Raw genomic sequence first — 15602 nt, forward strand, 5'->3', positions numbered from 1 at the left:
TATGATCACAACGCTACGGCCGGCTCGGGCCGTGGCTGGTGTGATGGGCGTTGCCGGAACGCGGGTTCCGGCGAGTGCCGCAACCCGCGAAACGCGACAGCCACGGCGTCTATGCCGTGCGTTCGTCCAGCGGTGTGCCGGTCCGCGCGGGGCTGGCCGCAGGCGATCGGCGTTGCGATCGTGGCCGCAGGGCCGCTCGCAGGCCATGAGTTTGCTATCATGTCACCGTCTTGCCCTGGCGGCCGGCTATCATGATCTGGATCGATGTCGCGATTGTCGTCGTCGTTGCTTTATCGGCGACTATCGGCTTTTTCCGAGGTTTCCTTCGGGAAGCCCTAGGACTGGCAACGTGGGTCCTGGCTTTTTATCTCGCATTCTTGCTTGCTGCCCCGGTCGCTGCCTATCTGCAGCGCTGGATCGATGTCGACTCGGCGCGCACGGCGGTGGCTTTTGCGCTTGTGTTCCTGGTCGTGCTCATCGCCGGCGCCATTCTGAATTACGTGCTTGGGCGCTTGATCAGTCAGACCGGCTTTGCCGGAACCGATCGCGCCGTCGGCATTGTGTTCGGGGTTGTGCGCGGCGTCGCCGTCCTTATTGTTCTGGTTCTGCTGGCCGGGGTCACCCCGGTGCCTCGGGATAGTTGGTGGCAGAACTCGGTATTCATCGGCCAACTGGAGTCGGGCGCGCTGTGGGTTCGCCAATATCTGCCGGACGATGTCGCCAACGCGATCACGTATCCCGATGCCCCGGCAACCTTGTCGGCCAGTAAGACGTCTTCCTCGACCTAGATTTCTTGGCCTCGGATACGATCATCTAAAGCCCTGAGATTCTTTACTCAACACGAGCGTTTGGCTTATGTGCGGCATAGTTGGGATGGTTTCGACCTCCCCGGTTAATCAGGATATCTACGATGCACTGACCGTGCTCCAACATCGGGGGCAGGATGCAGCCGGCATTGTGACTACGGACGGTAATCGGCTGTACTTGCGCAAGGAAAACGGCCTGGTGCGGGATGTGTTTCGTACCGACCACATGCTGCGCCTGGTTGGCAATGCCGGGGTGGGGCATGTGCGCTACCCAACCGCCGGTGTGGATTCCTCGGCCGAGGCTCAGCCGTTCTACGTCAACACGCCCTACGGCATCTGCCTGTCGCACAACGGCAATCTAACCAATGCCGAGCAGCTCAAGGACGAGTTGTTCCGTTCGGATCGCCGGCATCTGAATACCGACTCGGATACCGAAATCCTGCTCAATGTGTTCGCTCACGAGCTGATGCAGGGCAAGAATCTGGAACTGACGCCGGACGACGTGTTCCGGTCGGTCGGGGCTGTACATCGTCGTTGTCGCGGCGGTTATGCCGCGACCGCGCTGATCACCGGCTACGGGCTGGTCGGCTTTCGCGATCCGCACGGCATTCGCCCGGCGGTCTATGGCAAGCGTGAAACCGACGACGGCACCGATTACATGATCGCCTCCGAATCGGTGGCGCTGGACGCGCTGGGTTTTACACGGATCGGCGATATCGCCCCGGGTGAGGCCGTGGTGATCACCCTCGATGGCCAAATCTATGTCCGCCAGTGCGCCGATCAGCCGAAGCTCGCGCCGTGCATCTTCGAATATGTCTATCTGTCGCGCCCGGACTCGGTGATCGACGATGTCTATGTCTACAAGGCACGGCTGCGCATGGGCACGTATCTGGCCGAGAAGATCAAGCGGGTGTGGCCAGACCACGATATCGATGTCGTGATTCCCATTCCCTCGACCAGCCGGACCGCGGCCGTTGAACTGGCCAGTCAGCTCGACGTGAAATACCGCGAGGGCTTCATCAAGAACCGTTATATCGGCCGTACTTTCATCATGCCGGGTCAGCAGCAGCGAGTGAAATCGGTGCGTAAGAAGCTTAATCCGATCGACCTGGAATTCGCTGGCAAGAATGTGCTGCTCGTCGACGATTCGATCGTGCGGGGCACGACCTCTCGGCAAATTATCGAAATGGCCCGTGAAGCCGGTGCGAACAAGGTGTATTTCGCCTCGGCCGCGCCGCCGGTGCGCTATCCCAACGTCTATGGCATCGACATGCCGAGCGCGACCGAGCTGGTTGCCCATGGCCATACCGATGACGAAATCACCGACATCATCGGCGCCGACAAGTTGATCTACCAGGATATGGAAGATCTCAAGCGCGCCGTGTCGGTCGGCAACGACAGCATCCATGCCTACGAAGACTCGGTCTTCACCGGTCACTATGTCACGGCCGATGTCTCGACCGAATACCTCGAGCAGCTGGAATCGGCTCGAGCCGACGCGACCAAGGAAGCGCGTCGCAAAAAAGACAATGCCGTACTCGAGATCCACAACGACGCATAAGCATGTGTGGCGACGTCCTCGGGCGCTTGATGCGCCCGGGGGCGCCCGGCATACTCGCGTCACGCGCCGATTTGTCACAGCTTGCGGGCGCGGATCGCTGTCTTCGCGATCGAACATCAGCTAAGCGGGCGTCAAGAGGACACCGCCTGCTGCGTGCAGGCATTTTTGTTTGTGCCCGCCGTATCTCACAGGAGACGCCATGACCATCGACTATGATCCGGAATGGGGAACCGCTACCCGCGGCGTGCGGGCCGGTACCCTGCGCAGCCCCGAGGGCGAGCACAGCAGCGCTATTCATATGACGTCGAGCTTCGTGTTCGAGTCGGCCGAGGCCTGTGCCGCCCGCTTCGCTGGCGAGGACCCCGGCAATATCTATTCACGCTTCACTAATCCCACAGTAGATGCCTTTTGTCAGCGGCTGGCCGCGATGGAAGGTGGCGAGTGCTGCGTGGCGACCGGTTCGGGGATGGCCGCGATCCTGGCGACCTGTCTGGCCACGCTGCAATCCGGCGATCACATCGTGGCTGCGCATACCTTGTTCGGCTCGACCATTGGGTTGTTTAATAACTACCTGGGCAAGCTAGGTATCCGGACCACCTTCGTGGCTCCGGACGATCTGGACGCCTGGCAGGCAGCGATCGGCCCGGATACCCGGATGCTGTTCGTCGAGACCCCGTCCAACCCATTGACCGAGGTGGTGGATCTAGCCGGGCTGGCAGCGTTGGCCAACGCCAACAATGCGCGGCTGGTAGTCGACAACTGTTTCTGTACGCCGGCCTTGCAGCGCCCGCTGGAACACGGTGCCCATATCGTGATTCATTCGGCGACCAAGTACCTGGATGGCCAGGGCCGTGCGCTGGGCGGCGCCGTGGTCGGCGATGCCGAAACCGTGGGTGATCAGGTGTTTCGCTTTTTGCGCACCTGCGGGCCGAGCATGAGCCCGTTCAATGCCTGGATTTTCTACAAATCGCTGGAAACACTCGAGATTCGCATGCGGGCGCACTGCGAGTCCGCGACCCGGCTGGCCCAGTGGCTGGAGACCCAGCCCGGTATCGATCATGTCTATTACCCGGGTCTGAGCTCGCATGCCCAGCATGAACTGGCCACGCGGCAACAGCCGGGCGGTTTCGGCGGCATCGTGGCTTTCGATGTGGCCGGCGGCCGAGAGGCGGCGTTCAAGTTGATCAACGCCACCCAGATGTTGTCGATTACCGCCAATCTGGGCGATACCCGGACCACTATCGTGCATCCGGCCAGTACCACCCATGCCCGTATCTCGGCCGAGGATCGGGCCCGGGCTGGAATTGGCGAAGGGCTGGTTCGGGTATCGGTCGGCCTAGAAAATATCGACGACATCATCGCCGATCTATGGCGCGGGCTGTCGGGCTGATGCAGCCGGCTGACGTCTATGCAGCGTTGATGGAGGGCGATCCGGCGACCAAATGCCGCGCCGCCCAAGCCTTGCATGCCGCTAACTCAAGCGGCTTGAGCCAATCGACCGGAGTCGCCGAAGACGTGCCGATCCCCGGACGGCCCGAGCGCCCGGCGCTGGTGCATCCGTCCAAGCTCGCTCGCCGCGGGCTCGGCACCGACTACGGCCGGGCCGCGTTGATTCATGCGATCGCGCATATCGAGTTCAACGCCATCAATCTTGGTCTGGACGCGGCCTATCGCTATCGCGGTATGCCGGCCGACTATTATGCCGACTGGCTGTCGATGGCGGCCGACGAATCGAGACATTTCACGATGCTCAACGATCGTCTGGCCGACTTCGGCTATCGCTACGGCGATTTCGATGCCCACAACGGGCTATGGGAAATGGCGGTCAAGACCGCCCACGATCCGATGGTACGCATGGCGCTGGTGCCGCGCGTACTCGAAGCCCGTGGGTTAGACGTCACACCGGGCATGATCGCTAAGCTCAGGCAGGTTGGCGACGATAAAACCGTCGCGATTTTCGAGCAGATCCTCGAAGAGGAGGTACCGCACGTCGAAATCGGTACCCGCTGGTTCCGCTATTTCGCCGAGCCGCGTGGGCTCGATCCCGATGCCACCTTTTTCAAGCTGCTCGACGAGTATATGAACGGCGGACCGCCGGGACCGTACAATATCGACGCCCGGCGCGAGGCTCGATTCTCCGAGCCGGAGCTCGATGAGCTGCAGGCACGTGACGGCGGCTCGAATTCTTGAGCGTTTTGAGGTGTCGTACGAGCGCTGCGTTTGTATCACGAATCGTGTACCGCAGACGACGAGCCCCATACCGTATCAGCCACCGGGGCAAAACGTCTATGTTGCGGCGCGTGATGTGTAGTGTGGTGCTGGCTTAAAAGAGCAGGCCCAGCCGTGATGCCCATCCCGAGTTGTCGCCCAACTTAAATAGAGCGACTGCGCGGCGCACGCGACCTCGGGCCTCCAAGCAACGGCGCTTGGTACGGATTTACATCGCCCGTTACCAGGCGTTGGTCAATCGACGAACTCGCCGGCTGCGTTGAGTTGGCGCCGGCGAACGCCGGCGTCGTCGATACACAGCACCTCGGCTCGCTCGGGGCGCCAGTCGGCCAGCACGTAGCGATCGACATCGGTCCCCGGATGATCGGCCGGACGATGGGTGTGGCCGTGAATGATGCGCGCCACGTCGTACTCGGCGGCCATTCGAGCCACGGTGGCCGTATTCACGTCCATGATCGACGACGGCAGGCCGGCCTTGCGCTTGCTCGAACGACGTCGGGCACGCCGGGCAACAGCCCGACGAACCCATAACGGCAGCGCCAGACGTTTGTGGCGCCAGGCAGGGTCGGTATATTTCGCACGAAACGCCTGATGGGCTGTATCGTCGCTGCAGAAGATGTCGCCGTGGGCAAGCAAGGTGGGCACGCCGTACAGGATCACCCGGCTCGGATCATCAATAAGGGTCAGTCCGCTGAAGGTCTCGAAGGCCTGGCCGACCGCGAAATCCCGATTGCCGCGCATGAAATAGGCCGGCACCCCCGAAAGCACCAGTTCGCGAAGTGCATCGAGCGTGGCCGCATGCTCGCGAATCGAGCCGTCATCGCCGATCCAGACCTCGAACAGATCGCCCAGTACATAGAGGGCGGCCGCATCGCGCGCTGGGCCGGCCAGATAGCCGGCCAGCCGGCGTGCGGCAGGTTCGCAGTCATCGATCAGATGCAGATCGGCGATGACGTGGGTGGCGGCCACCGATCGACTCGACTAGGCGATTTCGGCGGATTCGATCTTGACCGTCTGCTGGGGCACGTCTTGGCGGAAGGGGCCCGCGGCGCCGGTGGGCACTTCAGCGATCGCATCCACCACGTCCATGCCTTCGACCACGCGGGCGAATACGGCGTACCCGGGGCGGGTGCCCATATGATTGAGTTGCTCGTTGTCTTCGAGGTTGATGAAGAACTGGGCCGTGGCCGAATCCGGATCTTGGGTACGAGCCATCGACAGCGTGCCGCGCTCGTTATCCAGGCCGTTATTGGATTCGTTGGCGATCGGCGGGTTGGTCGATTTCTGGTTCAGACTCTCGTCGAAACCGCCGCCCTGGACCACGAACCCGGGGATCACGCGGTGGAAGATGACGCCGTCGTAGAAGCCATCGCGAACATAGCTCAGAAAGTTCTCGGCCGTGATCGGCGCGTTGTGCTCGTCGACCTCGATATGGATATCGCCGAGGTTGGTTTTGAAGATCACCATGGTGGGGGCCTGTGGTTGGGTGAGGCGCGATTGTGCGTCAAGCAGGGCGGCTTGCCCAACCCGATTTAAGCGGGCACACCGGTATCCGCCGGGGCGACCCGTTCGAGGGCGGCTTCTAGAACCTCCAGACCAGCATCGTCGCGGCTGCCTTGTTCGGACAGAATACGCCGCCAGGCCCGGCCGCCGGGTTGGCCATGAAACAGGCCGAGCATATGCCGGGTAACCTGCTTGAGCGCGCCCCCGGTGGCTAGATGTCGGCCGATATAGTCGTACATGGATTCGACGACCTCGCGGCGGCTCGGTATTGGCGTGGCGTCGCCGAAAAACCGGCGATCGACGTCGGCCATGACATAGGGGTTGCGATAGGCTTCGCGGCCGATCATTACGCCGTCGAGATGCTCGAGCTGTGCTTCGGCAGTATCCAAATCGACGATGCCGCCGTTGATCGACATCGGCAGGTCGTTGAAATCGGTGGCCAGCCGGTACACGCGGTCATAGTCCAGCGGTGGAACCTCGCGATTTTCTTTCGGGCTCAGCCCCGACAGCCAAGCCTTGCGGGCATGCACAATCAGCCGGTCGGCGCCGGCTGTGCGAACCCGGGCAGCGAAATCGGCCAAAAATTCGTAACTGTCCTGATGATCGATGCCGATCCGAGTCTTGACCGTCACCGGAATCGCCACCCGGGCTTTCATGGCCGAAACACAGTCGGCAATGCGCTGAGGATCGGCCATCATGCAGGCGCCGAAGGCGCCGTTCTGCACCCGATCGCTTGGGCAGCCTACGTTGATATCGACCTCGTCGAAGCCGGCGCTTTCGGCCAGTTCCGCGCAGTGCGCCATATCGGCCGGCTCGCTGCCACCGAGCTGCAAAGCCAGCGGATGCTCGTCGTCGTGATAGGCCAGAAAGCGCGCCGTATCGCCATGAATCAATGCGGCACTGGTGACCATTTCGGTATACAGCAGCGCATGGCGGGTGATCCGGCGCATGAAATAACGCTGGGCCGGGGTGGTCCAGTCCATCATCGGGGCGACCGACAGGCGGGCGCCCGATGGGTTATGGCGAGTACTGATCTGCGGCATGTTTTTATTATCGCATCTGCAGGCGGCACTGCTAAGCCGTGCGCGCGTCTGGCCGAACACTCACAATAGGGGCGTTCCATCATCAACACGATCGAGTGATATGTACGCGCTGATTCGCCCTGCGCTGTTCGGGCTAGAGGCCGAGCGTGCTCATGAGCTGACGTTGGACTGGCTGTCGCGGACTGCCCCCGCTGCGTATCGGCTGTACGGTGCTCGCGTGCCGGCGCTGCCGACCACGGTGATGGGGCTGTCGCTGCCTAATCCGGTGGGGCTGGCAGCCGGGCTGGATAAGAACGCTGCCCATGTCGACGGTTTGGGGGCGCTGGGCTTCGGTTTCATCGAGGTCGGTACGGTCACGCCCGAGCCGCAGCCGGGCAATCCCAAGCCGCGACTGTTCCGGCTGCCCGCGCAGCGGGCCTTGTTGAACCGGTTCGGGTTCAATAACGCCGGAGCGCCGGCGTTGGTCGAACATCTGTCGCAGGCCAGCTACGACGGCATCGTCGGTATCAATATCGGCAAGAACAAGACGACCGCGGCCGAGCACGCGGTGGCCGACTACACGAGCGCGTTGAACACGGTCTACGACCACGCGGACTATGTCACGCTCAATGTCTCGTCGCCAAACACGGCCGGACTGCGCGACTGGCAGGGCGCGGATGCGCTGGATGCGTTGCTGTCGGCGGTCGTGGCCGAGCGCAACCGGCTGGCCGACGATCGTGGCCGCTATGTACCGCTGGCGCTCAAGATCGCCCCCGATCTGGATGAGGCCGGCGTAGACGCGATCGTGGCCCGGCTGCGTCACCACCGGATCGACGGCGTGATCGCAACCAATACCACAACCGCGCGTGAGGCGCTGCCGCTCGCCTGGCGCGAGGAGGCCGGCGGGGTCAGCGGGCGCCCGGTTCGGTCGGCCTCGAACCGGGTGATCGCAGCGCTGTATGCGCGCCTGGGCGATGAGATCCCGGTCATCGGCGTGGGCGGCATCATGAGCGGTACCGACGCGGCGGCGAAGATGGCCGCCGGAGCCCGTGCGGTTCAGCTCTATACCGGGCTGATCTATCGTGGCCCGGGGCTGGTGGGCGATGCGGTGCGCGCGATCAGTCAGACGACGTCGTGAGTACCCGCTGAAGCTGGGCGGTGAACACCCGCTCGATGAAGCCGATGCTGTTGGCCAGCCGATGACCATCGGCCAGCACATGCAGTGCGGCGCGCCGTGGTCGGGCGAAATCCAGACTGGAGGCCAGCGGCACGATATCGTCGTCCCAACCATGCACAACCACGGTATCCGCCGGGCAGGCGAGCGGCTCGCCGGGATAGCCTTCGAGATAGAGTGCCGGCGCCAGAAGCAGCAGGGCCTCGGGCGCCAGTGCGGCACAGCTCATGGCACTTACATAGCCGCCCATACTGGAGCCAACCAGCACCAGCGGTGCGCCGCTCGGTGCATGATCGATGAGATGGGCAACGCGTTCTTGTGGGTCGTCCATGTCCTGATAATCGAGACTTTCGACAACGAAGCCGAGGGTTTCGGCTATGCGGGCCAAGTGGGTGATCTTGGAGCCCCAGGGCCCACTTTCCTTGCCATGGGCGAACACGACCCGAGGTTGCGGCGTAGCGTCAGACATTGGATGGACGTCGATTCGAGCGGCGGGCTACTATGCCATGAGTTGGATTTACGATGCGCACGACGCGAGGTGGCGTTCTGAAACTACTGTCGTTCGCCAACTGGGCCATTCTCACGCTCGCGGTACTGGCCAGTCTGGTGGGGGCGGTCATCTGTTTGTTGATGTGGCCGTTTCCCCAGACCGAGGATAGCGGGGGGCTGGCCGATGTCTGGATCGGCACCCAGCTGGGTCTGGGCGTGTCGTTGGTAGCGACCCTGGCGACCTGGCTGACCGATAAGCGCCATCCCTTATTCTGGGTGGCCGAGATCGTTCTCGCCATCGCGGTGGTCGCAGCTTTGATCTACGGGTTGGCACTTCGCTGAATATGCAGTCTTTCCCCCAACCTTCGCCGATGCGCTGGCAGCCGCGGCGGTTCAAATCCGCTGCGATCGTGGTGGCGATCGGCCTGCTTTGGCTGATCAGCGCGTGGCAAAGCAACTGGCTTGTCGCCGCGATCGGCACTGTCCCGGGGATTGTTTTGATCGCGACCGGGGCCGGGCAGTTGCTCTGGGGCGGCGATCGTCAGCTCTGTTATCACATGGCCTTGGCGGGCCCCGTGAGCTCGATCCTGGCGCTGGTTCTGGGGTATTGGCTCGGCTGGGCGGCGTGCCTGGCGCTGGTCGCCGGCGGCGGTGCTGCGTTCATGGTAGCGGGCTGGGCACTGCGCGTTCAGCATCCGGTGCCGGCTGACGTATCGCCGCCGACGACCCACGCCAAGCTGCTGGCCAAGATGGCCAGCGATGCTGCGCTGCTTGGTTTTTTCATCAATTGCGCGCAAGTACCGCGTGGTGCGGCAGTGGATACCGATCTGGCCGAGCTCGCTGCCTTCGGCGAATTGGCCGACCAGCGCGGCTGGATCGCGCATCCCGAACGCTTTCATGGTGCAGCCCAGGCCCCGGAAGCCCCGTTGATTCGAAGACAGTGCACGCTCGGCATTAACTATGAGTGGCTGACCGCCGAGTCGGCATATCGGCCGCCCGCAGACCTGCCTGGCCTCCAGCGCTGGCAATCCTATCGGCGCAACCGCCGTATGGCGACCCGTATTCTGCGTCACGACGACACCCAGGACCGGCCTTGGCTGGTCTGTGTTCATGGCTATCGGATGGGCGTGGCCGGGCTAGATTTCCAGCTGTTCAACGTCGAGCGGCTGCATCGCCAGCTGGGCTTGAACGTAGCCATGCCCATCCTGCCGCTGCATGGCGTACGCCGGGCCACGCCACTGACCGGGGGCCTTTTCCTCGATGGCCCGTTGGCCGATCTGGTGCATGCCCAGGCGCAGTCGCTCTGCGATCTGCGCAGCACGATCGCCTGGATACGCCAGGTCGACCCGAAGGCCCGGATCGGCGTACTCGGCTATAGCCTCGGGGGCTATCATGCTGCGTTGCTGTCGGCCTACGAGCCCGATCTGGCCTGCGTGATTGCCGGCATCCCGATGATCGATATCGCGGCTACGCTTTGGCAGCATCTGCCTACCGCCCATGCCCGCTATCTGGAGGCCCGGGGGTTGACTGCCGAGGCAGTAGCCCAGCGGTTGACGCCAGTATCGCCGCTGGCCGTGAAACCGCAGGTGGTGCGCGAGCGACGTTTCATTTTTGCCGCTACCGCCGATCAATTGATCGCGCCCGAGCAGCCGCTGGCGCTGTGGCGCCACTGGGACGAACCCGCGCTGCAATGGTATGACGGCTCGCACCTGTCGGTACGCCACGAGGTCGATATCGGGCCGTTCATCGATCGGGCGCTGCAGGAGACCGGAATGTATGCGGGGTGATACAGGCGGCAGTGCTGTCGCGATGTCGAGTTGGCGCTCGCAAATGATGCCCTGCAAGGCAACGCCCCATGCTTGCAGCGCGGCCGACTGCAATTCGCGACCCGGGCCGGGGCAAGCGCTGATGTGCGGTCAGCCAGTATTGCAACATGCAGGCGCGGAAATGATCGCGCGACGCGCTATGCCTGGATTGGCCGTACAGCTGCGTTTGGTAGCCGCTCGCTCCCAACCGACCGCGTGGCCGTTGGCCCAGGCGGTTGTAGCCGGACCCGCCGCGGGCCAGAATGCGGCAGGTCCGAATCACAATCCGTGCAGGAGCTGCGGTGAGTAATGTTGTACTAACGGCCTCCGGGCTTTATACGCCGCCGGATGCGATCTCCAACGACGAGTTGGTGGCGTCCTACAACGCTTATGTCGACCGCTTCAACGAAGACAATGCCGATGCGATCGCGGCCGGACGGGTGGCGCCGCTGTCGTATTCCAGCAGCGAGTTCATTACCAAGGCTTCGGGCATCGAAAGCCGCTACGTGGTCGACAAGCCAGGTATTCTCGACCCTGAGATCATGCGGCCCCGGATCCGAACCCGATCCAACGACGAGCCATCGATCCAGTGCGAGATGGCGCTGGCGGCGATCGAGCCGTGTCTGGCCAAAGCTGGACGCAGCGCGGCCGACATCGATGCGATCATCGTGGCCTGTTCGAACCTGCCGCGGCCGTATCCGGCGCTGGCGGTCGAGGTTCAGCATTATCTGGGCGCCGGCGGCTTCGGTTTCGACCTGAATGTGGCCTGTGCCTCGGCGGCCTTCGGCATCCAGACCGCGGCCGATATGATCAACGCGGGCAGCGCGCGGCGCGTACTGATGGTCAATCCGGAAATTTGCTCGGCGCATCTGAATTTCCGCGATCGGGACAGCCATTTCATCTTTGGTGACGTTTGCACGGCAGCATTGCTTGAACATGCCGACGAAGCCCCAGCGGGCACTGGTTTCGAAGTGCTCGGTACCCGGCTGTCGACTCGGTTTTCCAATAACATCCGTAACAATTTCGGCTTTCTCAATCGCAGCGAAATCGAGCCGCGTTCCGAAGCCGATCGGCTGTTCGTGCAGAACGGGCGCAAGGTGTTCAAAGAAGTCGGGCCGATGGTCGCCGATCTGATTGTTGAGCACGCTGCCGAGTACGATCTGGAAGCCGCCGATATCCGTCGGCTCTGGCTGCATCAGGCCAATATCAACATGAACACGCTGATCGCCAAGCGGGTTCTGGGCCGTACCCCGGCCGAGGGCGAGATGCCAGCGATTCTGGCCGAATACGGCAACACCAGCTCGGCCTCGCCGATGATCGTGTTTCACAAGTTCTCGAACGATTTGGCCGTCGGTGAGACCGGCGTCCTCTGCGGTTTCGGCGCCGGCTATTCGGCCGGCAGTGTGGTGCTGCGGCGGCGCTAGCGACCACGGCGGACCGATCGCCTGGGCGGTTGGCCCCCCATCATTTTCAGATTCAAGGAGTCCGGCCATGACGGGCAATCCCCAACGCAAATACCGCGCCGACTATCAGGCGCCGCTGTATCTGATCGACAGCGTCGATCTGAGCTTTGATATCCACGAACGGGCGACCGAGGTCACGGCCCGGCATGCGGTTCGCCGCAATCCGCAGGCGCCAGACGGAAATCAGGCTTGGCGGCTCGACGGCCGCGACATGCGGCTGCTGCGTATCGCCGTCGATGGCCGTGAGCTCGCCGCCGAAAACTACGAACAGGGCGAGACTGCGCTGTGGCTGTCGGATCTGCCCGAGGCCTTCGAGCTGACCGTCGTCACCGAGATCGATCCGGACAATAATCTATCGCTGGAAGGGCTGTATCGCTCCGGGCCGATTTTGTGCACCCAGTGTGAGGCGACCGGTTTTTCGCGGATCACCTATTTCCCGGACCGGCCAGACGTCATGTCGCGCTATACGACGCGCATCGAAGCCGATGCCACGCGCTATCCGGTGCTGCTGTCGAACGGTGATTGCGTAGCATCCGGTGACGCCGGGAACGGTCGACACTATGCGGTCTACGAGGACCCGTTCGCCAAACCCTGCTATCTGTTCGCGCTGGTCGCCGGCGATCTGGGCGTGATTCGCGATACGTTCACCACCGCCTCGGGCCGGAATGTCGCGCTGGCGCTTTATACCGAGCACGGCAACGAGGACCAATGCCATCACGCCATGGCTTCGCTCAAGGACGCCATGGCCTGGGACGAGACGACTTACGGGCTGGAATACGATCTCGACTCGTTCGTGATCGTGGCCGTGGCCAGTTTCAACATGGGCGCGATGGAGAACAAGAGCCTCAACGTCTTCAATACGGCTTGCATCTTCGCGCACAAGGACACCGCGACCGACGGCGATTTCGCCCGGGTCCGCGATGTGGTCGCCCACGAATACTTCCATAACTACACTGGTAATCGCGTGACCTGCCGCGACTGGTTCCAGCTCTCGTTAAAAGAAGGGCTGACGGTCTATCGCGAGCACCAGTTCGCCATCGACCACGGCTCGCCGGGCGTGACCCGTATCGAGCAGGTGCGCATGATCCGCGACGTCCAGTTCCCCGAGGACGCGGGGCCCCGCGCCCATCCGGTACGGCCCGAGTCGTACGTCGAGATGAACAATTTCTATACCATTACGGTGTACGAAAAAGGCGCCGAGCTGATCCGCATGATGGCCCAAATGGCTGGCCGCGACGCGTTTACGCGCGCGGTCAAGCACTATCTGGACAAGCACGACGGCCAGGCGGTAACCATCGAGGACTTCGTGGTCGCGATCGAGGCATCCGCCGGGTTGGATCTCGGCCAGTTCCGCAATTGGTACCGCTATGCCGGTACGCCGCGGGTCAGCGTGCACCCCAGCTTCGAAAACGGCCGTTTAACCCTGGAGCTGGCCCAGGCCACGCCGGCGACGCCGGGACAGGACGACAAACCTGACTTCGATATCCCGGTGTCCGTGGCGCTGTTCGACGAGGCCGGCCAAGTCGTACGCGAGCCCGAAATCCTGCGCCTGCAACAGCAGCGGCAGTCGTTCGTCTACGATAGCCTGGAAACCGAGCCGACCGTGTCGGCGCTGCGCGGGCTGACCGCGCCAGTGCGTCTGGAATTCGATCAGGACGAGGCGGCGCTGGTGCGTCTGATGGCCCACGACAGTGACCCGGTCTCGCGTTGGGATGCGGCCCAAAGCCTGTATATGGCCACCCTCAAGCAGGCGGTGGTCGCCGACCTGCACGGACAGGACCTGCCCAAGCTGGGGCAGGGGCTGATCGACGCGATCTCAGTGCTATTGAACGATCCGCCGGCCGATCGTGCGCTGCTGGCCGAAATGCTCACCTTGCCCAGCACCATCCAGATCGGCGAGGCCTTCGATGCCATCGACGTCTTCGCAGTAGAAGCCGCACGTCGCCACGTCAAGCGCGCGATCGCGGCTCGCTTCGAGCATGAGCTGACCCGTCTGGCGGACGGCCATGCCCCGACCGGGGACTATGTCTTCGATCAGGACAGCGCCGGCCGGCGCCGGGTGTTCGCACTGGCGCTCGACTATCTGGCCACCCTCGACACGGCGGCGGTTCGCGAGCGTGCCCGCTCGATCTACGAAGCGGCCGATAACATGACCGATCGCATGGCCGCACTCAACGCCCTCCAGAATCTGCCGGGCGAGGAACGCGAAGCGATTCGGGCCGATTTCGCTGAACGCTTTGCCGATTATCCACTGGTCATGGACAAGTGGCTGCGGCTGCAGGCGGCCACCGAAGACGGCGATGCCGTGGCCCGGGTACGTGATCTGCTGGCGGATTCACACTTCGATTTCACCAATCCGAATCGAGTGCGGGCGCTGGTGGGTGGTTTCGTACGTGGCAATCCGTTGGCTTTTCACCGTGAGGATAAAGCCGGCTACGGCCTGGTGGCCGACGAGATCCTGCGGCTGGATGCGCTCAATCCGCAGCTGGCGGCGGCACTCGCGGGGCTGCTGGCGCCATGGCGTCGCTATGCTGAGCCGTATGCCTCGGGTATGCGCGAAGCCTTGGCCCGGGTCGGGGAAGCCGAGCTGTCCGACAATACGCGTGAAATCGTCTCAGCCGGGCTGGGCGAGGGGGGCTGACCCCCTCGCTCGGCGTTGGCCGCGGGCTGTCACATGGGTGTCATATAGAGTTCATAAGATCGCCATAACGCCTGATGCGATAGACCGCGATGCCACAGAAGCATGTACTGATCGTTGAGGATGAAACGCCGATTCGCGACATGATCCGGTTCGCGCTCGAGCGGGCCGATTTCGTAGTCAGCGAGGCCGGGGATGCCCAGTCGGCGCGGCTCGCGCTGGCCGAGCAGCTCCCGGATCTGGTGCTGCTCGACTGGATGTTGCCTGGCATATCGGGTATGGAGTTGGCCCGCGAATGGCGGCGTGACGAGCTGACGGCCGCTATGCCGATCATTCTGGTCACCGCGCGCGTCGATGAAGACGACCGGGTGCGTGGGCTCAATCTCGGCGCCGACGATTATGTGACCAAGCCGTTTTCTTCGTCCGAGCTGGTCGCCCGGGTGCGGGCCGTACTACGCCGCAGTCTCCCGGGCGGCGAGGACGAAACCCTGGAACTCGACGGCCTGACTCTCGATGCCGCCAGCCAGCGGGTCTCGGTCGGCGGTACGTCGATCAAGCTGGGTCCAACCGAGTATCGTCTGCTGCGGTTTTTTATGAGCAATCCGGAACGGGTCTATACTCGTGAACAGATGCTCGACCGGGTTTGGGGGCAGAATGTGTACGTCGAAGAACGCACGGTGGATGTGCATATCAGGCGGCTACGCAAAGCGCTCGCGCCGCACGGTTTTGATGGCTTCATCCAGACTGTGCGCGGCAGTGGTTACCGTTTCTCCAGCCGATCGCTCTAGAGCGTGTTGAGGTTTCCGCCAAGCGCTGCCTTGCACCCCAAGTCGTGGTGGGCGAGGCGCGAACTGCCGGTTCTGGGCTGTGCCCCGAGCAAGGCTCATCACGCGGCCCGACGCGATTTGGAAC

Annotated in this window: 14 protein-coding genes; 10 read left to right on the plus strand and 4 right to left on the minus strand. The window is 63.0% G+C overall.

Annotated features, from left to right (window positions below):
• The first annotated feature begins 251 nt into the window (after positions 1-251).
• The 4 genes from V5738_RS08275 to V5738_RS08290 all read left to right on the plus strand — a co-directional run bounded on the left by V5738_RS08275 (position 252) and on the right by V5738_RS08290 (position 4557).
• Complete coding sequence (locus tag V5738_RS08275) at positions 252-788, plus strand: CvpA family protein (RefSeq protein WP_423823944.1); 537 nt, start codon at positions 252-254, stop codon at positions 786-788.
• Positions 789-855: 67 nt separating this feature from the next.
• Positions 856-2367: an amidophosphoribosyltransferase gene (gene purF / locus V5738_RS08280; RefSeq protein ID WP_423823945.1), complete on the plus strand. Its 1512-nt coding sequence runs from the start codon at positions 856-858 to the stop codon at positions 2365-2367.
• Between the two features lie 199 nt (positions 2368-2566).
• A complete protein-coding gene (locus tag V5738_RS08285; protein WP_423823946.1) occupies positions 2567-3757 on the plus strand; it encodes an O-succinylhomoserine sulfhydrylase in 1191 nt (396 codons plus the stop codon).
• The gene (locus V5738_RS08290) at positions 3736-4557 is read left to right on the plus strand and encodes a ferritin-like domain-containing protein (protein WP_423823947.1); all 822 of its coding nucleotides are present in this window, start codon (positions 3736-3738) and stop codon (positions 4555-4557) included. The genes V5738_RS08285 and V5738_RS08290 overlap by 22 nt, the downstream gene beginning before the upstream one ends.
• 273 nt (positions 4558-4830) lie before the next feature.
• Here V5738_RS08290 and V5738_RS08295 read toward each other — a convergent pair whose 3' ends face one another.
• From V5738_RS08295 to dusA, 3 genes are all read right to left on the minus strand, one after another.
• Complete coding sequence (locus V5738_RS08295; protein ID WP_423823948.1) at positions 4831-5565, minus strand: UDP-2,3-diacylglucosamine diphosphatase; 735 nt, start codon at positions 5563-5565, stop codon at positions 4831-4833.
• Between the two features lie 12 nt (positions 5566-5577).
• Positions 5578-6063: a peptidylprolyl isomerase gene (locus V5738_RS08300; RefSeq protein ID WP_423823949.1), complete on the minus strand. Its 486-nt coding sequence runs from the start codon at positions 6061-6063 to the stop codon at positions 5578-5580.
• A gap of 65 nt (positions 6064-6128) precedes the next feature.
• Entirely contained in the window at positions 6129-7142 is a 1014-nt protein-coding gene (gene dusA, locus V5738_RS08305) for a tRNA dihydrouridine(20/20a) synthase DusA (protein WP_423823950.1), read from the minus strand.
• Positions 7143-7242: 100 nt separating this feature from the next.
• Between dusA and V5738_RS08310 the strand changes: the two genes are divergently transcribed.
• Positions 7243-8259, plus strand: coding sequence for a quinone-dependent dihydroorotate dehydrogenase (locus tag V5738_RS08310; protein WP_423823951.1), 1017 nt, complete (start codon positions 7243-7245; stop codon positions 8257-8259).
• Here V5738_RS08310 and V5738_RS08315 read toward each other — a convergent pair.
• Positions 8240-8764 carry a YqiA/YcfP family alpha/beta fold hydrolase gene (locus V5738_RS08315; protein ID WP_423823952.1) on the minus strand — a complete coding sequence of 175 codons (525 nt, stop codon included), beginning with the start codon at positions 8762-8764 and terminating at the stop codon, positions 8240-8242. The two genes, V5738_RS08310 and V5738_RS08315, sit on opposite strands and share 20 nt — an antisense overlap.
• A 53-nt stretch (positions 8765-8817) precedes the next feature.
• On the opposite strand from V5738_RS08315, the gene V5738_RS08320 reads away from it, so the two are divergent.
• The 5 genes from V5738_RS08320 to phoB all read left to right on the plus strand — a co-directional run bounded on the left by V5738_RS08320 (position 8818) and on the right by phoB (position 15478).
• Positions 8818-9126 carry a hypothetical protein gene (locus V5738_RS08320; protein ID WP_423823953.1) on the plus strand — a complete coding sequence of 103 codons (309 nt, stop codon included), beginning with the start codon at positions 8818-8820 and terminating at the stop codon, positions 9124-9126.
• Positions 9127-9128: 2 nt separating this feature from the next.
• A complete protein-coding gene (locus V5738_RS08325) occupies positions 9129-10571 on the plus strand; it encodes an alpha/beta hydrolase family protein (RefSeq protein WP_423823954.1) in 1443 nt (480 codons plus the stop codon).
• 320 nt (positions 10572-10891) lie between these two features.
• A complete protein-coding gene (locus V5738_RS08330) occupies positions 10892-12013 on the plus strand; it encodes a beta-ketoacyl-ACP synthase III (protein WP_423823955.1) in 1122 nt (373 codons plus the stop codon).
• Positions 12014-12080: 67 nt separating this feature from the next.
• Complete coding sequence (gene pepN / locus V5738_RS08335; protein WP_423823956.1) at positions 12081-14693, plus strand: aminopeptidase N; 2613 nt, start codon at positions 12081-12083, stop codon at positions 14691-14693.
• An 89-nt stretch (positions 14694-14782) separates the two neighbouring features.
• The gene (phoB, locus tag V5738_RS08340; protein WP_423823957.1) at positions 14783-15478 is read left to right on the plus strand and encodes a phosphate regulon transcriptional regulator PhoB; all 696 of its coding nucleotides are present in this window, start codon (positions 14783-14785) and stop codon (positions 15476-15478) included.
• Positions 15479-15602: the final 124 nt, after the last annotated feature.

It is taken from the genome of Salinisphaera sp. SPP-AMP-43 (genome assembly GCF_049568105.1).
Lineage (GTDB): Bacteria > Pseudomonadota > Gammaproteobacteria > Nevskiales > Salinisphaeraceae > Salinisphaera.